This window comes from Weissella sp. MSCH1, from assembly GCF_045799135.1.
Taxonomy (GTDB): domain Bacteria; phylum Bacillota; class Bacilli; order Lactobacillales; family Lactobacillaceae; genus Weissella.
Window position 1 is genome coordinate 1 of record NZ_JBJMBA010000019.1, and the last position, 21,145, is coordinate 21,145.

Annotated in this window: 17 protein-coding genes; 14 read left to right on the forward strand and 3 right to left on the reverse strand. The window is 45.0% G+C overall.

All coding sequences use genetic code 11. The features are described 5' to 3' along the window. Positions 1-142: 142 nt before the first annotated feature. Complete coding sequence (gene msrB / locus ACJ28U_RS00670) at positions 143-580, reverse strand: peptide-methionine (R)-S-oxide reductase MsrB (protein WP_099088792.1); 438 nt, start codon at positions 578-580, stop codon at positions 143-145. Positions 581-749: 169 nt separating this feature from the next. Between msrB and ACJ28U_RS00675 the strand changes: the two genes are divergently transcribed. Then, entirely contained in the window at positions 750-1,658 is a 909-nt protein-coding gene (locus tag ACJ28U_RS00675) for an ABC transporter ATP-binding protein (protein WP_099088793.1), read from the forward strand. 6 nt (positions 1,659-1,664) lie between these two features. Continuing rightward, the gene (locus ACJ28U_RS00680) at positions 1,665-3,188 is read left to right on the forward strand and encodes an ABC transporter permease/substrate-binding protein (RefSeq protein ID WP_407618072.1); all 1,524 of its coding nucleotides are present in this window, start codon (positions 1,665-1,667) and stop codon (positions 3,186-3,188) included. 51 nt (positions 3,189-3,239) lie between these two features. On the opposite strand, the gene ACJ28U_RS00685 is transcribed toward ACJ28U_RS00680, so the two are convergent. Then, on the reverse strand, positions 3,240-4,376 hold the full coding sequence (locus ACJ28U_RS00685) for an MFS transporter (protein WP_407618073.1): 1,137 nt from the start codon (positions 4,374-4,376) through the stop codon (positions 3,240-3,242). 262 nt (positions 4,377-4,638) lie between these two features. On the opposite strand from ACJ28U_RS00685, the gene ACJ28U_RS00690 reads away from it, so the two are divergent. The 5 genes from ACJ28U_RS00690 (at position 4,639) to ACJ28U_RS00710 (ending at position 8,502) form a co-directional block, all read left to right on the forward strand. Further along, positions 4,639-5,823 carry an iron-containing alcohol dehydrogenase gene (locus ACJ28U_RS00690; protein WP_134658126.1) on the forward strand — a complete coding sequence of 395 codons (1,185 nt, stop codon included), beginning with the start codon at positions 4,639-4,641 and terminating at the stop codon, positions 5,821-5,823. A gap of 113 nt (positions 5,824-5,936) precedes the next feature. Continuing rightward, positions 5,937-6,668, forward strand: coding sequence for a DUF554 domain-containing protein (locus ACJ28U_RS00695; RefSeq protein WP_010371250.1), 732 nt, complete (start codon positions 5,937-5,939; stop codon positions 6,666-6,668). Positions 6,669-6,694: 26 nt separating this feature from the next. After that, the gene (locus tag ACJ28U_RS00700) at positions 6,695-7,057 is read left to right on the forward strand and encodes a hypothetical protein (RefSeq protein WP_010371247.1); all 363 of its coding nucleotides are present in this window, start codon (positions 6,695-6,697) and stop codon (positions 7,055-7,057) included. A gap of 159 nt (positions 7,058-7,216) precedes the next feature. Beyond that, the gene (locus tag ACJ28U_RS00705) at positions 7,217-7,621 is read left to right on the forward strand and encodes a hypothetical protein (protein WP_010371244.1); all 405 of its coding nucleotides are present in this window, start codon (positions 7,217-7,219) and stop codon (positions 7,619-7,621) included. Between the two features lie 326 nt (positions 7,622-7,947). Beyond that, on the forward strand, positions 7,948-8,502 hold the full coding sequence (locus tag ACJ28U_RS00710; protein WP_407618074.1) for a hypothetical protein: 555 nt from the start codon (positions 7,948-7,950) through the stop codon (positions 8,500-8,502). 113 nt (positions 8,503-8,615) lie between these two features. Here ACJ28U_RS00710 and ACJ28U_RS00715 read toward each other — a convergent pair whose 3' ends face one another. Continuing rightward, the gene (locus ACJ28U_RS00715) at positions 8,616-9,464 is read right to left on the reverse strand and encodes a hypothetical protein (RefSeq protein WP_407618075.1); all 849 of its coding nucleotides are present in this window, start codon (positions 9,462-9,464) and stop codon (positions 8,616-8,618) included. A 171-nt stretch (positions 9,465-9,635) separates the two neighbouring features. Here ACJ28U_RS00715 and ACJ28U_RS00720 point away from each other — a divergent pair, with 171 nt between their 5' ends. The 7 genes from ACJ28U_RS00720 (at position 9,636) to ACJ28U_RS00750 (ending at position 20,700) form a co-directional block, all read left to right on the forward strand. Next, entirely contained in the window at positions 9,636-10,061 is a 426-nt protein-coding gene (locus ACJ28U_RS00720) for a GtrA family protein (protein WP_010371235.1), read from the forward strand. Beyond that, positions 10,058-10,903 (forward strand): Cof-type HAD-IIB family hydrolase, encoded by an 846-nt coding sequence (locus ACJ28U_RS00725; RefSeq protein WP_407618076.1) that lies wholly within the window; start codon positions 10,058-10,060, stop codon positions 10,901-10,903. The genes ACJ28U_RS00720 and ACJ28U_RS00725 overlap by 4 nt, the downstream gene beginning before the upstream one ends. 121 nt (positions 10,904-11,024) lie before the next feature. Next, a complete protein-coding gene (locus ACJ28U_RS00730) occupies positions 11,025-11,813 on the forward strand; it encodes an isoprenyl transferase (protein ID WP_010371222.1) in 789 nt (262 codons plus the stop codon). A 10-nt stretch (positions 11,814-11,823) separates the two neighbouring features. Beyond that, a complete protein-coding gene (locus tag ACJ28U_RS00735) occupies positions 11,824-12,615 on the forward strand; it encodes a phosphatidate cytidylyltransferase (protein WP_099088800.1) in 792 nt (263 codons plus the stop codon). Between the two features lie 92 nt (positions 12,616-12,707). Next, positions 12,708-13,967, forward strand: a complete 1,260-nt coding sequence (rseP, locus tag ACJ28U_RS00740; protein ID WP_407618077.1) for an RIP metalloprotease RseP — start codon at positions 12,708-12,710, stop codon at positions 13,965-13,967. Between the two features lie 165 nt (positions 13,968-14,132). Then, the gene (locus ACJ28U_RS00745; RefSeq protein ID WP_099088802.1) at positions 14,133-15,854 is read left to right on the forward strand and encodes a proline--tRNA ligase; all 1,722 of its coding nucleotides are present in this window, start codon (positions 14,133-14,135) and stop codon (positions 15,852-15,854) included. A 523-nt stretch (positions 15,855-16,377) separates the two neighbouring features. Continuing rightward, entirely contained in the window at positions 16,378-20,700 is a 4,323-nt protein-coding gene (locus ACJ28U_RS00750; protein WP_407618078.1) for a PolC-type DNA polymerase III, read from the forward strand. Positions 20,701-21,145 lie beyond the last annotated feature (445 nt).

Sequence of the window (21,145 nt, forward strand, 5' to 3'; positions counted from 1 at the left end):
ATGAATATGACGAAAATGGCCATCATGGCGGGATAAAATCCCGTTATTTTTGGATAAAAAGAAAGAAGGAGAAGAAAATCCGTCGGATTTTCTTCTCCTTCTTCATTTTCAGCTAGAACTGTTCTGTCCCAGCCTCTTTTACTTACTCGAATAATGATTTGTACTCACCGTAACCGGACTTTTCAAGGTCGGCGACGGGCACAAACCGCATCGCAGCTGAATTGATGCAGTAGCGCAGACCGCCGGCAGCCATTGGGCCATCAGTGAAGACGTGGCCGAGATGCGAGTCGGCATCAGCGGATTTAACTTCCGTACGGAACATACCGTGCGAGGTGTCGAGGTGGCGCTTCACCCGCTTTTTTTCAATAGGTTTGGTAAAAGAAGGCCAACCACAACCAGCGTCGTATTTGTCAGTTGAGCTAAACAAGGGTTCACCGCTAACGACATCAACGTAAATCCCGTCATCAAACCAAGCGTCATATTGGTTGTTAAAGGGGGCCTCGGTCGCCGCTTCTTGCGTTACGGCATATTGTTCGGGGGTCAAACGATTTCGTAGTTCATCTTGATCATATTTAGACATAATGTTCACGCTCCTTTGGTGCCAATTCTACTGGTTTGCTGGTAGGATGCAAGTCTTGTAATATGAAAAAATGGCAACTGATTAATGAGAGTTTCTCTAATTGTTTGTAAGAAAATTGAGTTAGCGGTACTATCAGAGTACTGATTAACGGAAAGTGGGTGTGGATGAGATGATTGAGTTTCGACATATTTCGAAGATTTACCAAGGCCAAGCGGCAGTAGATGATTTGAATTTGACGATTGATGCAGGTGAATTATTCGTCTTAGTTGGGCCGAGTGGTAGTGGGAAAACAACGGCCCTGAAGTTGATTAATCGCTTGGTGGAGCCAACGGATGGCGATACCTATGTGCGAGGCACACGGGCAATTGACTATAAATTAGAAGATCTCCGTGGCGGCATTGGGTACGTTTTACAGAATTCGGCGTTGTTTCCAAATATGACGATTTTTCAAAATGCAGGGATTCAATTGGAAGCTAGCGGGGTCGCATTGGCTGACCGGCAAACGCGGGTGAATGAGCTGTTGGACCGGGTCGGATTAGACCATACAAATTATGCGCAACGCATGCCAAATGAATTATCTGGTGGTGAGCAACAACGAGTCGGCATTGTCCGGGCGTTAGCAGCCAAGCCAGATATTATTTTAATGGATGAACCGTTCAGTGCATTAGACCCTTTGTCACGACGCTCTTTGCAAGATTTGGTGCTAGAATTGCACGCAGATTTAGGAACGACGATTTTGTTTGTGACCCACGACATGGGTGAGGCGCTACGTTTGGGAAATCGCATTGGTGTCATGTATGATGGTGTGTTGCAACAAGTTGGCTCACCACAAGAAATTACGACACATCCCGCAAACGAATTAGTGGAAACGTTGTTTAGTGAACGGCGCATTGCGCTTATTCAAGACGTCTTGGATGCTGGTTTCGGCCAAGCAATAACGACGCCAGCCACGATGACATTGGTGCCAACTGATTCTGTTGCAACACTGTCAGAGGCATTGTTGACGCATGATACTGTGACAGTGGCGGATGTCAGTCTGACAACGGCTGATTTATTGCGCTTTGTCGCAAGGGGGTAGTGACGAATGTTTAATGATATGATGCACATTTTAACGACCCAGTCTGGTGATATTTTGACGGCTTTGCGGGAACACATCCTCTTATCATTGATGGCAATTGTCATCGCGACGGTGATTGCGTTGCCACTGGCCATTGCGTTGATGAATCATCGTCGTGCTGGCGAGTGGGTTTTGCAGTTAGCGGGCGTTATTCAAACCATTCCAAGTCTTGCCATTTTAGGGGTGCTGATTCCGTTGGTTGGTATCGGGACGGTACCAGCTGTAATTGCGTTGGTGTTATATGCCATTATGCCGATTTTTCAAAACGCTTATGCGGGATTGACTGGGATTGATCCAATTTTGTTAGAAGCTGCGGATGCCTTTGGGCTGTCAAAGCGTTTCAAATTATTCCGAGTCCAATTACCATTGGCGTTACCAATGATTATGTCTGGGTTGCGCATCGCGATGGTTATGATTATTGGAACGGCCACGTTGGCTGCGCTAATTGGTGGTGGTGGTTTGGGTACCTTTATCATGTTGGGAATTCAGACGAATAATAATGCTGAATTGTTGATTGGGGCCATTTTATCGGCGGTGCTGGCGTTGGCTTTTTCATGGGGCATTCGCTTGTTGAGTAAGCTATCAGTCCGCCGTGTTGGGGTGCTGTTAGTCAGTGCAATCGTCATTATCGGTGGTTTTGCGGGTTACCGGGCAATTAACCAACCAGCAGGAACGATTACAATCGCTGGTAAGTTAGGTGGCGAACCAGAAATTTTGATTAATATGTATAAAGACCTCATTCAAGCCGATAACCCCAAAATGGCTGTCCAATTAAAGCCAAACTTTGGGGGGACGACCTTTATTTTTAAGGCGCTCCAAGGTGGCCAAGTGGATGTGTACCCAGAATTTACGGGGACGGTCTTACAGTCGTTAGTTAAGGTTAAGGGGTCAATTTCACACGATAAGCAGACAGCGTACAAGCAAGCGAAGACGTTGATTAAGCAGCAACACAACTTGGACTTATTGGAACCAATGAAGTACGAGAATACGTACGGTTTGGCGGTTCGTCAAGCTGATGCCAAGCGCTATCACTTACAGACAACTTCAGACTTGTTACGTCAAAGCGCGCAGATGACAGCTGGGTTTGACCCGGATTTCTACAAGTTGTCAGATGGCTATCCTGGACTAAAGAAGGCGTATGGGTTGAACTTCAAGAACATCGTGCAAATGGAGTCGAGTTTGCGGTATGAAGCGTTAGCTAATAAGCAAATCGATGTGACGGACGCTTACACGACGGACCCACAGTTGAAACAAGATCACTTGGTAACGTTGGCAGATGATAAACACTTCTTCCCCCCTTATCAGGGCGCACCGTTGGTCAACGATAAAACGTTACAAAAGTATCCAGGGATTGCTAAGAGTTTGAATAAGCTATCTGGTAAAATTACCAACCAAGATATGATTGAAATGAATTATCAAGTTACGGTGCAACACAAGAAGGCGGCCCAAGTCGCCCGAACTTATCTTGTGAAGCACGGTCTGATTAAATAATAGGCAATACAAAACCCGCCATTCGAATTGAATGACGGGTTTTTGTATTGCTTATTTTTGAATGTGACGACCGTGCACCAGGTAGTAGAGTGGTAGTCCGATGATGGCGAATAGGGCAACCATCGTAAATAAACCACGGTAACCGAGGGTTGGCACTACCAAGCCGAGTAGGTATGGGCCAAAACCGAGGGCCATATCAAAGAAAATGAAGTAGGTTGAAGTGGCCTGCGCTAATCGGTCGGAGGCCACAACTTTGGTAACGGTTGCCTGGATGGCTGATTGGAAGTTACCGAAACCTAAGCCGACTAGTACGGCACCGAGCAGCATGCCCCAACCGGAGTGCATTCGGGCAATTGCGAACAGACCTAAAGCAGTTGCGAGTAGGGTTGGATAAATGACGAAGTTCTCGTTGTGTTGGTCCATTAACCGGCCCATGAACGGACGGGAGAGCAAAATCACAAAAGCGTAGACCAAGAAGAAATATGACGCAAACGTCACCAAGTGTAACGAACTGGCAAAGAAGGCCAAGTCACCTTGCAAGGCAGCGTATCCCAGCGCCACAAAGGCCATCGTTAAGGCAATTGGGAAAACACGGGGCTCTAATAGCTGACTGAAAATGGACGTCTTGGCATCTACATGACCGCGGTCAATCGCGATTTTATCGCCGTCGAGCATAAACGAGAAAAACAAAGCAATTAAAGCAATCACAGCTTCCAACCAGAAGAGGATGTGGTAAGACACATACTGTGTGATTAAGAGCGCTAAGAATGGGCCAAATGCGGTTCCCAAAATGGTTGCTAACGAGAAGTAGGCAATCCCTTCACTACGGCGCGATTCTGGAATGACTCGGACGACAGCAGTGTTCGTGACGGTGCCAGTAAAACCAACTGCGATGCCTTGCCAGAAACGAACAAATAGGAGATACCGAATGCCCAATTCGAGCTGGTAGGCTAACAGTGAGGGCAAGAGAATCGCCATGCTGAGGATTGTCATTTGCTTAGCCGTGAGATGCTGGGTGATGAGACCAGAAAAAATGCGGGCAATCATTGTCCCGATAATCGTCATGCCAGCCACTAAACCAGCTGTCGCGGTACTGACGTGATAGGTTGCGACGGCATACGGACTGATGGCAACAAACAAACTATAAAAAGTCACCATGCTAAGTAACTGAATTAAAAATAATTGCATAAATGGGCGATTAAATAACCGCTCGGTCTGTGTGGACATAGGGTGGAACTTCCTTTCACTTCTATCTAACTGAACGTTGCGTGTAAAAGGCGTAACGTGAAAAACAACTTATCTACCTTATCACTGCCAGGAAAACTAGCGCAAATGAAAAAGACCGGTGCAACTATATTTTTTCGTGAAAACGGTAACAATTAATCGGTTAAGGGTGTATAGTATTAGCTATAAATGAGAAAAATAACAACTTATTTGGAGGATGCTATCCATGGAAGATTTTCGTTTTGTGAATAAGACAGACATTCGTTTTGGTAAGAATCACATTGATACGGAGCTGCATGATGCGGTTGCGCAATTCGGACAAAATGTCTTGTTGGCATACGGTGGTGGTTCAATCAAGCGTTCAGGTTTGTATGAACGTGTGATGAAGGCTTTGTCAGGCTTGAATGTTATTGAGTTGTCAGGTATCGAACCTAACCCAAAGATTGACTCAGTTCGTGAAGGGCAACGCCTTGTTAAGGAACATGATGTTGACGTTGTGTTGGCCGTTGGTGGTGGTTCTGTTATCGATGCGTCAAAGGTGATTGCTTCTGCTAAGTTCTACGAGGGTGATCCTTGGGACTTGGTGCTGGATGCGGATAAGCGTTACGCCATCGATCAATTGCCATTGGTTGATATTTTGACGTTGTCAGCCACTGGAACTGAGATGAACTGGGCATCAGTGATTTCAAACCCTGAGACGAACCAAAAGATTGGGACGTTTGGTCCAAACACGCCAGCTGTTTCATTCTTGGATCCACAATTGACGTATTCAGTATCAAAGTGGCAAACGGCAGCTGGATCAATCGATATCTTCTCACACTTGACGGAACAATATTTCGATCAAGCGAACGATACGGATATTCAAGATGGTCAAATCGAAGGCTTATACCGTGCGGTTATTAAGTGGGCACCAATTGCATTGGCAACGCCAGATAACTATGAAGCACGTGCAAACTTGATGTGGGCATCAACGATGGCATTGAATGGTTTGGTTGGATCAGGTAAGCAAAATGCTTGGACGGTGCACCCAATTGAGCACGAATTGTCAGCATTCTATGACATTACCCACGGTGTCGGTTTGGGTATTTTGACACCACGTTGGATGAAGTTTGTCTTGTCTGATAAGACAGTGGCGAAGTTTGCCCGCTTCGGTCGTAATGTCTGGTCAATTCAAGATGATGACGACCAAGTTGTGGCTGAAAAGGCTATTCAGGCAACGTATGACTGGGTGAAGTCATTGGAAGTACCAACAAACTTGCCAGGTGTTGAAATCACTAACGATGAACACTTCCAAGAAATGGCTGAATCAGCGGTAACGTTCGGTTTGGACAATGGTTATGTGCCAATGACACCGGCTGATGTAGTGGCTTTGTACAACGCATCAATGACGTCAGACGATTTTGAAAAGTAAGATCAATCGATAGCGGTACAGGTAGTGAAAGCTAGCTGTACCGCTTTTTTTGCTAATTCTATCAAAATGGGTATATATTGGATATATTGTGATTTTTGAGAGGAGAGCGTTATATGCCCACAGGAGTTATTGTTAATGCACTAGCCGTATTAATTGGCGGTATTGTTGGTGGTGTTGGTGGTAAATACTTATCAGAGAAGTTTAAGACTGAGATTAATATGATCTTTGGTCTGGCGTCGATGACGATGGGAATCATCGCGATTGCACCGACCAAAAATATGGCCGCGGTCATTTTTGCTTTGATTATCGGAACCGCGGTTGGCTTATTACTGCATGTAAGTGCGTGGATTAACCGTGGGGCGTTCCAAATGCAACGCATCATTGCCCGATTTGTCCCAGCAAACAAGACGCTTTCTGAAGAGGAATTTTCTGCATCCTTGTTAACTGTCATTGTGTTGTTTGTTTCATCTGGTACCGGTATTTATGGGGCCCTGGTGAATGGGATGACTGGGGATGCCACCATTTTGATTACAAAGTCGATTTTGGATTTTTTCACAGGCGCTATTTTTGCAGCCAATTTAGGGTTTGTTGTGTCATTGATTGCCGTACCGCAGTTCGTTGTGTTGATGATTTTGTTTTTGTTGGCCGGGGTGATCTATCCGCTCACGACACCAGCCATGATAATTGACTTTAAGGCGGTTGGTGGTACCCTTATGTTAGCAACGGGGTTCCGAATGATTAAGGTGCGCATGTTCCCGACGGCTGACATGATTCCAGCGATGCTGTTTATTATGCCGATTAGTTGGGCGTGGACGACCTGGGTCTTGCCGTTGCTAGCAAAGTAATAACAACTTAAATGAGGGTGATGGCAATGAACAAGACAATTTTGAAGGCAATTGAGCGGATTCGCTGGAACACGGAGCACCATTTCTTGCACATCAAGAACCAGCATGAAATTGCGCCTCAAATTGGGGTACAATTCAGCATGGGCTATACGGATGCCCGTTTTATCCAATTCTTTTTGGAAGACCAAGAAGATCAAACTGATTTGTGGGATGAATTCACGAAGACGTTCGAAGAGATTTCAGAATATGAATTGGCGTTCATTAAAGGGGGCTTGGCTGGTTTTAACGAACAATATGGTTCGGAAGACCAAATGAAGCACTATGAAGCAACGCAAACGGCAATGTTATTAATTTTGGACAAAGTCCGTTTTCTTGCGCTAACATACTAAAATAACGTTTAAAGCACTGACCATGATGGTTGGTGCTTTTGTTTTGGTGTGGAAATCTAGATGACACCTTTTGGGGGCCTATTTTTTCCTATCGCTGCTGACAAGTGCTATTATTATCCGTGAAGAAAAGACTTCATGAGATAAGAGGGGATTTACATCATGTTTGATTACAAAGCATTTCTAGCAGAACGTTCTGATCGTGAGATTACTGTTGCCGTAGTTTTGCGAGCAATGGCTGATCATGGTTACTTGGGTGAGCGGGCCACGCAGGTACTATCTGAAACAACTGCCGAACTCGCTTCAGAGCCATTCCCAGGCGAGGCTGGGATGCGTCAATTGTATTTGCACTTTAATGGTCAACAGCTGGTGACGCGGTTCAAAATTAATCGTGAAACTGGTGTCGTGACATTCCGTGACAGCTGGATGAATGATGAAGAGTCGCATGTAGATGATATGGATATGATTAACTATTGGTATCCAACTTACTTCCCAGACGGCAAGGTCAGCGATCGTGTTGCAGCGTGGTACGCTGTGGCGGATGAGAAATTGAATTACAAAGCATAAGTAAAACGCATGCCTACGTTTATCATGGGCATGCGTTTTTATTTATGTAATATGCATAGTGATTGTACAAAATACTGGCGCTCACTTGTGAAAAAATCCCACCCGTCGGACATTCACGAAATGGACACGGAAAACAGAAAGAAAAAGTGAAAAGTCCGATAGTTCGGACATATAAAATGCAAACAAATGCCCTAAATTAGAAGAAAATCATCGGTACAATATTTTTATCGTGAATGAACAGCGTAAAACATGTAACTTTCTGAAGTGATTGGGGGCAATGATTACGGCTGGGCATTGTTCGTTGTTACAGAGGAGAGTATGAAGTGATGAAAAAAATAAGGACGGCATCTCTGATCGCAACGTTATTGATGACGGTGTATATGGGAGCAGCAGTCAACGGGGGGACCATTCAGGCCAGCACGGTTTTATCGCAGAAATCGTTCATGGCCAGTACGCTGGTAGCCGCTCGGAATGTGACTGATGATGATCAGGGCGTTGTTACAAATGTTATACAATCTATCAAAGAGACGTTGTCGAATTTGGCTGGGACGGAAACGGACCATGCTGAACCAATTGTGTCAGTTCCAGAGGGGCAAGCAAAGCCTACTCAGGTGACGGATGTGTCGGTGTCAGAAAATGAACATGATGAGCCAGTAATTGTTGGCGCAGTCGAGACACCAGAGTTAAGTGAGCGCCGCTGGGCCTGGGATGTGAACGCCGGGCGTACTGAGGCAACTGCGATGATTCCAGTCAATTTTGTTAAAGACCATCCGTATCAATTCTTATTTGGGATGTTGTTGGCCGGAAATTTATTGGCAGTGGTTGTCTACCGGCTAAAAAAGCCACTTTTTGCAATGAGTGAACAGGAAGATGCAGACTAACGGCGTATGAGATGCATGGCATCATATGAAACACGTAACCATTCAGTACATAGTTTAAAAGCCGCAAATCCTCGATTTAATCGGGTGATTTGCGGCTTTTATGATATTGGTTGTTATTTTTGCTGCAAGAAGATAACCAGGACGGTAATTGCTTGGAGCAATGAAAAGACACCCATCCGGTACTTAGCCTTGAGATTAAGGTTGATTAACACCATCCAGGTAAAGACGATGATAATAATGGCTAACAACGTCCACGGATTCCAAGGCAATGTCAACACATCTAACAATAAAATGATGCCAAAAGCTAATGAAGTCGCTCGTTTGTCGCGACCAGTGGTCACAAAAATACTGCTCATATAGAACAAATAACTAAACAACAACGGCAACAAACTCCAGATGAAAGGCGCTGTTAGGAAGGTGTTTTGCTGATAGAAAATCACAACCGGCAAGGCGAGGGTGGCGATACCAGAGTAAAGCACCAAGCCCAAGATGTTTTGTAGATTTAACCACTTGAGATTAATGAGGAGCAATGCAAGCGGTAGTAATGCTAACAAAATAATCTGCTGCATAGTGACCTGCTGATAGAGAAAGTACAGGAACACCATTGGAATTAAGATAACGCCAAAGTTCAACCAACGTGAGAACCCACGGTTGAAAGTTAAAAAGATGGCCAGGGCCAAGATGACGCTATAGGTCATCAATAGGGGATTGTGTTGCCACTGTCCGCCCGCTAAATTTTTTGAATAGATTGCTGGGTAAATCCACCAAATTGCAAGCTGCGATAGGACTGCAATCAAAATTGAGACCCATTGAATTTGCTGCCATTGCGGGCGGCTGTCTTTCCGTCGTTGGGTTGTTCTGGTTTGGGGATGGACATTATCCAAACTGGTGAATGACGCTGATGTGGGATTGTCTGCCAATTGATTAAGACGGGCAAGACTGTTTTGATAATCGTTTGCCATGAGGGCTCCTTTCACTGATATTTATTCTGTCAACTCAAGCTGAGTTAGGACAATTTGTAAAATCTAACTACATAATTGTAGCAAACTAACCGGATTACGGGGCAGTTTGTTATAATGCTTTAAAGATAAAAATGTGACGAAATTATGTCCTAGAGAGTTGAGAGTTTACTGATGAAGTCAGTCATGACAATTTTTACTAAGTATCGCGCCCAAATTTTGTACTTGTTTTTCGGTGGCTTAACCACTGTATTTAACATTATTTTGTATGGCGGGTTGCGCTTAACCCAGATGCCGATTATGGTGGCGTACGTCATTGCCTGGTTCTTTACGGTGTTGTTTGCTTATTTAACCAATCGTGTCTGGGTCTTTGACAGTCAGGCACATGGTTTCCGTGAATTGCTAAATGAAGCTGTTAAATTCTATGTTGCGCGAATCGCGACTGGGCTGATTGGTATGGCGATTTTGTGGTTCGGAACGAGTCTGCTCCACCAAAACGATATGTTATGGAATATTATTCAAAACGTATTCGTGGTGGTCTCTAATTACGTATTGAGTAAGCTCATTATTTTCAAAGCAAAGGAGAAATGGGAACGATGACAATTAAGTTAATTGCAACAGATATGGATGGGACATTGTTGCGGGATGACCGCACATTTGACTATGCCCGGATGGAAGATTTACTGGATCAATTAGATGAAAAGGGCATCCGATTTGTTGCAGCTAGTGGGAATCAATACAAGCAATTACGGTCATACTTTGAACCGGTCAACCCCGACCGTATCACGTATGTTTCGGATAACGGGGCTTTGATTACGCACAATAATGAGGTTTTGGCCGAATCGTCATTGTCTCGCGACCAGATTGCACGCGTGATGCAATGGAATAGTGAGACACATGCTAACATGGATAATTTGATTATCTTGTCAGGTAATGATGGCGCCTATGTGTCAAACCACGCGACGCCAGAAATGATTGCGGCGGTTAAGACGTTCTACCCAACTGTCCACCAAGTTGAAAAGTTTATGGATGTTGACGACAATATCTTCCGTTTCTCATTAGTGTGGGATCCTTCGGTTGATGTTCATGAGCACGTTCAACAATTGCGCGAGGTCTTAGGCGAAGAGCTTCACACAACCGGATCCGGTTTCGGATCGGTTGATATTTTGGCGCCTGGCGTAAATAAGCGAACTGGTTTGGAACAATTGGCGGCTAAGTGGGATATTAAGCCCGAAGAGATGGCTGCTTTTGGTGATAATGGTAACGATTTGGAGATGTTGCGTTATGTAAAGTATCCATTTGTGATGCCAAATGCGGAAGACTTCATGAAGGTTCGCGTGCAAAATCTTGCCGTTAACGACAACAATCATAATGGTGTGTTAGATACTATCGAAGCGTTACTAGCGGGTGCTTACGATGATGAGACTGTTTTTGATAAGTAATAGTTAAAGCAGGGGATTTTACCGTACACGCTATGTGACAAACTGCTATAATAAGACGGATTGACATACGTGACTTTAAGCCAGTCACGTATTTTACATTTACAGAGGCGGAGGAAGCATCGTGTTTTTCAAAAAGCAAAAAACGGTCGTAACGGATCAATTGCCACAATTAGATAAGACGCGAATCCCAAACCACGTTGCAGTTATTATGGACGGTAATGGTCGCTGGGCCAAGCGACAGAATTTACCACGTGTGGCTGGTCACCAACGCGGGATGGAAGTAGTGAAAGATATTACCAAGGCAGCCAGTGATTTGGGTGTTAAGGTATTGACGCTCTACGCTTTTTCAACAGAGAATTGGAAGCGACCTGAGACGGAAGTTGGCTTTTTGATGAAGCTACCCGGTAAGTTTTTTGACACGTTTGTCCCAGAACTTATCGAAAAAAATGTGCGTGTGAACGTAATGGGATACATTGACCAATTACCAGCGGACACGCAACGTGCGGTTAATGACGCCATTGCCCAGACGGCAAATAACACCGGCATGGTGCTAAATTTTGCTTTAAACTATGGTGGCCGTGCCGAAATCGTGACTGGTGTGCAGCAAATTGCTGCGCAGGTCGCTGCGGGCGAATTACAACCGGAAGAAATTAACGATGCAACGATTGATGCTGCGCTGATGACGGCGCCATTGGGTGAATTCGCTGACCCGGATGTTTTGATTCGAACAAGTGGTGAAATGCGGTTGTCGAACTTTTTGCTTTGGCAACTTGCGTATGCCGAATTTGTCTTTATTGACGAACATTGGCCTGAGGTAACCCCAGCGGTCTTTGAAAAGGCATTAGCAATGTATCAAGCTCGTGATCGACGGTTTGGTGGCATTGCTGAAAATCAAAGCGATAAGAAGTAGGAGTGGAATAATGAAGACACGTGTTATCACAGCCGTTGTGGCTCTGATTATCTTTGTGCCGATTTTGATTGCCGGGGGCTTGTGGATTCAAGCCGCTGCCTCATTGTTGGCCGTGATTGCAGCGAGTGAAGTCGTCTTGATGCGCAAGACGTTGTTAGTTGACTTTGGTGCAATATTGACGATGTTGGGTGCATTAGTAATGACGTTACCAGCGACACTATGGGATAACATCCATGCCCCAATCGCCTTGCACCGGACATCGTTGTTGTACATCTTTATTTTGTTAATGCTGTTACACACAGTGATTGCCAAAAATAAGTTTAGTTTTGAGGACGCCGGTGTCTTTACCTTGACGATGATGTATGTCGGCATGGGCTTCAGCATGATGGTTGCTGCCCGCAATGCCGGTTTGGACACCTTGATGTTTGCTTTCCTGATTGTTTGGATTACAGATTCAGGTGCTTACATGATTGGGCGTAAGCTTGGTAAGCACAAGCTGACCACAATCTCACCTAATAAGACGTGGGAAGGTTCAATTGGTGGCACGGTTGTGGCTGTTATTGCAGCAGCTGTTTACCTGGTCTTCTTCCCACAAGCATATAGCTGGCCAGTGATGGTCGTTATCGCCATCATTTTGTCAATCGCAGGACAATTTGGTGACTTGATTGAGTCGGGCTTGAAGCGTTTCTACAAGGTGAAGGATTCTGGTACGGTGTTGCCAGGTCACGGCGGCATTTTGGATCGTTTTGATTCAATGCTGATTGTTTTGCCATTGATGTTCTTGTTAGGCTTGCTAAACTAATAGAAAATAGTAAAACCCTGGGCGATTTTAACGTATCGACCAGGGTTTTGTTGTATACTAGGGCCTATTGAAAAGGGAACGCTGGAGAAATTATGACAACGATTATTACTTTTATTATTGTCTTTGGTATTTTAGTGATTGTGCATGAATTTGGACATTTCTATTTTGCCAAAAAGGCAGGTGTCCGTGTCCGTGAATTTGCAATTGGCATGGGTCCTAAGCTGTTTCAAACCCGGCGTAACGGGACAACGTACACGATTCGTGTGTTGCCAGTCGGGGGTTATGTGCGGATGGCTGGTCGTGCTGAAGCTGAAGAAGAAACAATTCGGCCGGGGATGACAATTGTGGTCGTCCAACAAGATGGTGTGGTGACCCGCTTGAACTTGTCTGACCAGACTGAATTAGTTGGTGGTCGCGCGTTGACTGTTAATCGGGTTGATTTAGTTGACGACATGTTTGTGGAAGGCTACTGGGCGGACGATGATCAAACGTTGGTTAAGCTACCGGTTGATCATGAAGCATCTGTGATTGAAGCTGATGGGACTGAAGTGTTGGTTGCCCCACGTGATACGCATTTTGAATCGGCCAAGCTTTGGCAACGAGCCCTAATTAACTTTGCCGGACCGATGAATAACTTTATTCTAACGGTTGTCTTGTTCATGGGGTTGGCTTTTGCTATGCCGGGTGTGACCACGACAACGTTGCAAGATGTTGCTCAAAACTCACCGGCAGCGACGGCTGGTTTGAAAAAAGGCGATACGATTGAAAAAATCAATGGCGTGAAAATGTCATCATGGCAGAAAATGCAAACGACGATTCAAGCTTTGCCAAAAGAGAAGACCACGGTAACGTATGAGCGAAACGGTCAATTAAAGACGACAACGCTGACGCCGAAAGCCGTTAAAAACGGGGGCATGCTGGTTGGTCAGATTGGGGTGACGCCGACAACGACCAAGGCATTTATGCCACGTGTACAATACGCCTTCCGTGCGACTGGTCAAGCCATGACGCAGATATTCCGTGCGATTCAGAACTTGATTCAAGGGTTCTCGCTGAATAAGTTAGGTGGCCCAGTTGCCATTTATAAGAATACTGAGCAAGTAAGTTCGTATGGCTTCTTAGCGATTGTGTCATTCACGGCATTGCTCTCAGTTAATTTGGGCATGATGAATCTACTACCAATTCCAGGATTGGACGGTGGTAAGTTGCTCTTGAATGCGGTCGAAGCGGTTGTGCGGCGTCCGCTTCCGGAACGGGTTGAAACGGCCGTTACGCTAGCGGGTGTTGCATTCTTGTTTGTGTTGATGATTGCCGTTACCGGAAACGATATTATTCGATATTTCTTCAAGTGAACACTGATGAATTAATAGGATCGGCCAAATTGGCTGGTCCTTTTTCTATTCCAGGTGAAATGACCCCGAATTGTAAACCGCGGGCCCAGTGATATGTGTTACTATAATATAAGAATTTTTAAAGTGCGCTTTGTGCGCTAAGAATAGGGATGAGGTTATTATCCAATGAAACAGTCAAAGGTATTTATTCCAACGTTGCGCGAAACGCCTGCTGATGCAGAAGTTATCTCGCACCAAATGATGTTGCGTGCTGGTTACATGCGTCCGGTTTCTGCTGGTGTCTACGCATATTTGCCATTGGCACAACGCGTGTTGAACAAGATCAACGCCATTATTCGTGAAGAAATGGAAAAGATTGATGCGATTGAAATGTCAGCACCAATGCTTTTGCCAGCTGAAATGTGGCAAGAATCAGGTCGTTACGAGACATACGGCCCAAACTTGTTTAAGTTAAAGAATCGTCACGACCGCGACATGATTTTGGGACCGACACACGAAGAGACCATGACGACGTTGATTCGTGATGACATCAAGTCATACAAGCGTTTGCCATTGACGGTTTACCAAATCCAAACTAAGTTCCGTGATGAAAACCGACCACGCTTCGGTGTCTTGCGTGGACGTGAGTTTATCATGAAGGACGCATACTCATTCTCTGTTGATCAAGATGGTTTGGATGAGTCATACAAGAACATGGAATCAGCATACATTAATATCTTTGACCGAATTGGCTTGGATTACCGTGTTATCGTGGGTGATGCTGGTGCAATGGGTGGTTCTGACTCAAAGGAATTCTCAGCGCCTGCCGAAGCCGGTGAAGATATCATTGCTTATTCAGATGAATCAGATTACGCAGCTAACTTGGAAATGGCGAAGGATTTGTACACGCCAAACAAGTCACACGCGCAAATGGCTGATTTGGAAAAGATTGCAACGCCTGAAGTCAAGACAATCGATGAGTTGGCTGAGTATTTGCAAACGACGCCCGATCAATTGGTAAAGACGTTGTTTATGTACGCTGACGGTGAACCGGTGATGATTTTGGTTCGTGGTGACTTTGAAGTTAACGAAGTTAAAGTCCAAAATTACTTGCACGCTGATGAATTGCGTATGGCAACCGAAGAAGAAGCGCAATCAATTTTGGGAGCACCATTCGGTTCATTGGGACCAGTCGGTGTTGGTGAAGATGTCAAGATCATCGCTGACGAATGGGTAACCGACATGGTTAACGTGACGGTCGGTGGAAACGAATCTGGCTTCCACTACTTGAACGCAAATGTTGACCGTGATTTCCGCATTGACGAAGTGGCAGATGTCCGTACGGCCCGTGAAGGTGACTTGGCTATTGATGGTAAGGGTCACTTGAAGTTTACAAAGGGTATTGAAATTGGCCACATCTTTAAGTTGGGCACACGCTACTCAAAGTCAATGGGTGCCCAAGTTTTGGATGCTAATGGTCGCCAAGCAGATGTCATTATGGGATCATATGGTATTGGTGTGTCACGTTTGTTGGCTGCAATTGCTGAGCAAAATGCGGATGAAAACGGTTTGGCTTGGCCAACATCTGTTGCACCATGGGACGTGCACTTGGTACCAATGAAGTATTCAGATGAAACACAACGTGCTTTGACGGATGAGTTGAACGACAAGCTGGTTGAAGCCGGTTATGAAGTATTGGTCGATGACCGTAACGAACGTGCCGGTGTTAAGTTCAATGATTCAGATTTGATTGGCTTGCCAGTTCGTGTCACGATTGGTAAGAAGGCCGGCGAAGGTATCGTTGAAGTGAAGTTGCGTAAGGCTGATGAAGCGATTGAAGTACGCACTGAAGAATTGGTGTCAACGCTACAAATCTTGTTGCAACCTGAAGTGGATGCGCAAGCTTAATCTTAGCTGTCATGAAAGTCGGGGGATTTACCTCGGCTTTTTTATTAAGAAAAAGTTAGCGCGAAATCGCTTTCATAAAATGGGCACATTTTTCTGGGATACTTATTGTATGAATGATAAGTGAAAGGGGAGATGACGATGCGCAAGTTCTTATGGGGCATCATTGCCGTCTTGACTGTTTTAGCGTTTACCCATTTTTAAACTGAAGGCGACTTTATTCTTATTTTAAGTTTGGGTCGTTATGATTATGACTGTTGATAAGGGATACAGAGATATCCAGTCAACAGCCCATAAAAACTACTCATAACCCGCAGGTTTAACCAACCTGTAACCTACTCCTTAAAAATCGATGATGTGCGAGACATGTCATCAGAATAGAACGCGGTAAAAGCCCATTTACCGCGATCCGAAAAGACCGTTAGTGTTGTTCACTAGCGGTCTTTTTGTTTTAGTTATCGTCCTGTAATCAGAAGAGGGTATAATAGTTGCAGACTGTGAAAATGAGAGAAGGGAGTACCTATCCATGGCGTTGACCGCACAAGAACAATTCCAAACATTGTTGCAGCAATTGCAATATGAGGAAGTCCCAGTAAGCTTGCAGGAAACTGCGCTAACCAAGCTTGCTGTGCACAAGCAATCGAAAATCTGGCAATTCCATTTTGAGATGCCGCAGTTACCTCCAGTGCAGGAGATGGCTGCTTTGGTTGCCCGGATGCAGACAGCGTTTGCCAACATTGCGCAAACAACTTATCAGCTCCATTTAACTGAACAACCAACGGCACAACAAATTGTGGATTATTGGACATGGGTACTGCAACAACATCAAAACGAACCGGGCGCTTTCCGACAGGCGTTTGCGCATGTGTTGCCACAAATCGCTGGCAACAAATTAGACTTAACGTTTGATACCGCTGTCTGGGCCAACTATGCCCGACAAACAGGGTTGCCAATTATTGAAGGAACCTATAAAAAGTTGGGGGTTGGGTATCAGCTGCCGTTCAACATTTTGGTTGATGAGCAGCTGGCAGCTGAATCACATGCTCAGGTTATGGCACAACGCGCCGCGCAAGATCAACAGCTAGCCGAGATGGCTAAGGTTCAAATTGAGCAGGCGGCTAAGCAACGTCAATCAGCCCCACGCAACGGTGGCGGTGGTGGTAATAATCCAGGTGCGCTGGGCCGTAAAATTGCCGCAGATGCAGAAATCACCAAGATGGGCGATATTGAAACTGAAGAACGTTCTGTAATTGTTGAAGGATATGTTTTTGATGTGGAAGTCCGCGTGTTGAAGTCTGAGCGTCAATTGCTAACGATGAAGGTGACTGACTACACGAGTTCGTTTATCTTGAAGAAGTTCTCACGCGATGAAAATGATGAGGCGTTCTTTGCTGATATGAAGCCTGGTACATGGATTCGTGCCCGTGGTCCAATTCAACAAGATGACTTTGTGCGTGATTTGACGATGACGGCGTATGATATGGAAATTATTAAGCATGCGCCACGTCTTGATCCATATGAAGGTGAACAAAAGCGAATTGAATTGCATACGCATTCTGTGATGTCGACGATGGATGCCACGAATGGGATTGGCGATTACGTGAAGCAAGCCGCTAAGTGGGGGATGGATGCGATTGCTGTTACTGATACAGCTGGTGCGCAAGGATTCCCAGAAGCGGCGTCTTCCGCTGCTAAGAACGACATCAAAATGATTTATGGGGTTGAGGTGAACTTGGTTGAAGATGGTGAACCAATCATCTTTAACCCCGATCACACGAAACTTGATGAAGCTGAATTTGTGGTCTTTGACGTGGAGACGACTGGTTTGTCAGCAGCTTATGACAAGGTGATTGAATTATCAGCCGTCAAAATGGTTAAAGGGAATGTGATTGCAGAGTTCTCAGAGTTTATCGATCCTGGATTCCCATTGAGTCAAACGACAGTAGATTTGACGTCGATTACCGATGACATGGTGCGCGGTTCAAAACCCGAAAAGCAAGTCTTCGAAGAATTCCGTGAATTTTACGGCGACGCAGTTTTGGTTGGACACAATGTGACATTTGATATGGGCTTCATGCAAGAAGGGTATGCTCGTCATCAATTAGCACCAATTACAAATCCGGTCATTGATACGTTGATTTTGGCCCGATTCTTGTACCCAAACATGCGGTCATATCGTTTGAATACGTTGGCTAAGCACTTTGGGATTGTTTTGGAACAACACCACCGTGCCATTTTTGACTCTGAAACAACGGGTCATTTGAACCGCGTTTTCTTGGAGCAAGCGCGTGAAGAGTATGGTATTGAGTATGCGGATCAATTGAATGACCACATGATGGAAAATGATGCATGGCGTCACGGTCGTCCAAATCATGCGATTGTGTTGGTTCAGACGCAAACTGGGGTGAAGAACCTTTATAAGATGATTTCAGAATCAAATACCAAGTATCTGCAGCGTGTACCACGTGTACCGCGTTCATTATTGAATAAATACCGGGAAGGCTTGTTGCTGGGTACTGGGGATAACACTGGTGAATTCTGGGAAGCCTTGATGCAGAAAGGGTATGCGGCAGCTAAAGAAAAGGCGACGTATTACGATTACATTGAAATACAACCATCAGCTAACTACGTACCAGCTTTGGAAGCTGAACTTATTCAAGATGAAGCCCGCCTGCGTGAGCTAATGATGCAAGCGGTACAAATCGGTGATGAATTAGGTAAGCCGGTGGTTGTGACGGGGGATGTTCACTATCTAAATCCCGAGGACGCCATTTACCGTAAGATTTTGATTAGCTCACAAGGTGGAGCTAATCCATTGAATCGTTATTCATTGCCAGATATGCATTTCCGAACGACTCAGGAGTTGTTGGATGACTTTGCTTGGATGGGCGAGGAGCTAGCTAAAAAGTTGGTCATTGATAATACACACGTTGTGGCTGACATGATTGACGATGTTGAGGCGATTAAGGGTGGAAATTATCCACCTAACATGCCTGGCGCTGATGATGAAGTGCGTCAGAAATCATATGAAACAGCCTACCGTTTGTACGGCAATCCGTTACCTGAAATCGTCGAAGCCCGCATTGAACAAGAATTGCGTTCAATTATTTCTAACGGTTTCTCGGTTATTTACTTGGTTGCGCAACGTTTGGTGGCTAAGTCAAATAAAGATGGTTATTTGGTTGGATCCCGTGGCTCGGTGGGATCCTCACTAATTGCCCTGTTAATCGGGATTACTGAAGTAAATGCCTTGCCACCACACTACCGTAGTGTCGCTGGTGATTATGTGGAATTTGTTGATCCGCGTGAGTACGAGTCAGGTTATGACTTGCCTGAAAAGTTGAGCCCAATCGATGGCACGAAGTTGATTGGGGATGGCCACAACATTCCGTTTGAAACCTTCTTGGGGTTCAAGGGTAACAAGGTGCCGGATATTGATTTGAACTTCTCTGGTGACTATCAGCAATTTGCTCACAATTATATGAAGTCTTTGTTTGGTGAGAATAATGTGTTCCGTGCCGGTACGATTGCGACGGTGGCGGATAAGACCGCGTTTGGATACGTAAAGGCATATGAGCGTGATCATGATGTTAGTTTCCGTGGTGCCGAAATTGAACGGCTGGCTTTGGGCGCTACTGGGGTTAAGCGAACTACTGGTCAGCACCCGGCAGGTATCTTGATTGTGCCGGACGATATGGAAATTTTTGATTTCACGCCAATTCAGTTCCCTGCTGATGATTTGTCAGCCACTTGGCGGACGACCCACTTCGATTTCCACTCAATTCACGATAATATCCTAAAGATGGATATCCTGGGTCACGATGATCCCACGATGATCCGTGCCTTGCAGGATATGTCCGGTATCGATCCGCAAACGATTCCGATGAATGATCCAGGGGTGATGAGTCTATTTTCATCACCAGAAGCACTTGGCGTAGATGAAGAACAAATCTTCTCGAAGTCAGGTACGTTGGGTGTGCCTGAATTTGGAACGGCGTTTGTTCGTGGTATGTTGGAGGAAACACATCCTAAGAACTATTCTGAGTTGCTACAAATTTCTGGTCTGTCTCACGGAACTGACGTGTGGCGTGGTAATGCGGATGAATTGATTCAACGTGGGGTTGCGACAATCGGTACGGTTATCGGAACGCGTGACAAGATTATGACCGACTTGATTAACTACGGGGTACAACCGGAGTCATCATTTCAGATTATGGAAAAGGTGCGTAAGGGTAAGGGAATCTCGGACGAGTACCAAGCCGAAATGCGCGCAGCGGGCGTACCTGAGTGGTATATCGAGTCAGGGTTGAAGATTAAGTACATGTTCCCGCGTGCTCACGCGGCCGCATACGTTTTGATGGCGTTGCGAATTGCCTACTTTAAGGTCTACTTCCCGACGTTGTATTACGCGGCATATTTCTCAGTGCGCGCAAGCAACTTTGATATCGTTGCCATGTCACGTGGTTTGAATTCAACTAAGGCACGAATTCAAGAAATCAAAAAGATGGGAAATGAAGCTTCAGCTAAGGATAAGGATTTATTGACTGTGCTTGAATTGGCTAATGAGGCCCTTGAGCGTGGCATTAAGTTCAATATGGTTGATTTGTATAAGTCTGACTCAGAGCAGTGGGTCTTAGATGGTGATACGTTGATTGCGCCATTTAATGCGGTACCTGGTCTGGGTGATAACGTTGCGAAGCGGATCATTGCTGCTCGTGCTGAACGTGAATTCCTGTCAAAGGAAGATCTTGCACAGCGTGGTGGTGTGTCAAAGACGTTGATGGATTACTTAGATGAGAACGGCGTGCTTGCCGGTATGCCGGATGAAAATCAACTGGCGCTATTCTAATAAGATATAACGAAAGCGTTTCGTGATAGTCAGCTATCATGGAACGCTTTTTTCATCTATTGAGGATGCATTAAATGTTCGGAAAAAAATTCGAAAACAAAGCAGTTGACGAACATTATGAAAAGCGGTATATTAATTAAGCACTCGAGCGAGGGTGTGTTGGTAATGAAAAACGTTTTTGAAACTCGTTGTTGACTTATCAAAAACCATTCTGTATTATATATTAAGTCGTCTCAGAGATATGAAATATCTGTGAACGACGTATGAAAATTGATTGAAATTAGTTGTTGACAATTTCTTCTTTCTTCTGTAATATAGATTAAGTCGTCAAGGCGACTGAGTAGGTCATTGAAAACTGAATATCGTTTCGATGAAACAAATGTGTAGGGTCATCAAGCAAGTTCTTGATGCAAAAACATTTGCGAAGTCAATTCGCTAGTAAATT

Bases quoted from the DNA above. Each gene is read 5' to 3' on its own strand.
- msrB (WP_099088792.1), bottom strand. From the start codon at position 580: ATGTCTAAATATGATCAAGATGAACTACGAAATCGTTTGACCCCCGAA.
- ACJ28U_RS00675 (WP_099088793.1), top strand. From the start codon at position 750: ATGATTGAGTTTCGACATATTTCGAAGATTTACCAAGGCCAAGCGGCA.
- ACJ28U_RS00680 (WP_407618072.1), top strand. From the start codon at position 1,665: ATGTTTAATGATATGATGCACATTTTAACGACCCAGTCTGGTGATATT.
- ACJ28U_RS00685 (WP_407618073.1), bottom strand. From the start codon at position 4,376: ATGCAATTATTTTTAATTCAGTTACTTAGCATGGTGACTTTTTATAGT.
- ACJ28U_RS00690 (WP_134658126.1), top strand. From the start codon at position 4,639: ATGGAAGATTTTCGTTTTGTGAATAAGACAGACATTCGTTTTGGTAAG.
- ACJ28U_RS00695 (WP_010371250.1), top strand. From the start codon at position 5,937: ATGCCCACAGGAGTTATTGTTAATGCACTAGCCGTATTAATTGGCGGT.
- ACJ28U_RS00700 (WP_010371247.1), top strand. From the start codon at position 6,695: ATGAACAAGACAATTTTGAAGGCAATTGAGCGGATTCGCTGGAACACG.
- ACJ28U_RS00705 (WP_010371244.1), top strand. From the start codon at position 7,217: ATGTTTGATTACAAAGCATTTCTAGCAGAACGTTCTGATCGTGAGATT.
- ACJ28U_RS00710 (WP_407618074.1), top strand. From the start codon at position 7,948: ATGAAAAAAATAAGGACGGCATCTCTGATCGCAACGTTATTGATGACG.
- ACJ28U_RS00715 (WP_407618075.1), bottom strand. From the start codon at position 9,464: ATGGCAAACGATTATCAAAACAGTCTTGCCCGTCTTAATCAATTGGCA.
- ACJ28U_RS00720 (WP_010371235.1), top strand. From the start codon at position 9,636: ATGAAGTCAGTCATGACAATTTTTACTAAGTATCGCGCCCAAATTTTG.
- ACJ28U_RS00725 (WP_407618076.1), top strand. From the start codon at position 10,058: ATGACAATTAAGTTAATTGCAACAGATATGGATGGGACATTGTTGCGG.
- ACJ28U_RS00735 (WP_099088800.1), top strand. From the start codon at position 11,824: ATGAAGACACGTGTTATCACAGCCGTTGTGGCTCTGATTATCTTTGTG.
- rseP (WP_407618077.1), top strand. From the start codon at position 12,708: ATGACAACGATTATTACTTTTATTATTGTCTTTGGTATTTTAGTGATT.
- ACJ28U_RS00745 (WP_099088802.1), top strand. From the start codon at position 14,133: ATGAAACAGTCAAAGGTATTTATTCCAACGTTGCGCGAAACGCCTGCT.
- ACJ28U_RS00750 (WP_407618078.1), top strand. From the start codon at position 16,378: ATGGCGTTGACCGCACAAGAACAATTCCAAACATTGTTGCAGCAATTG.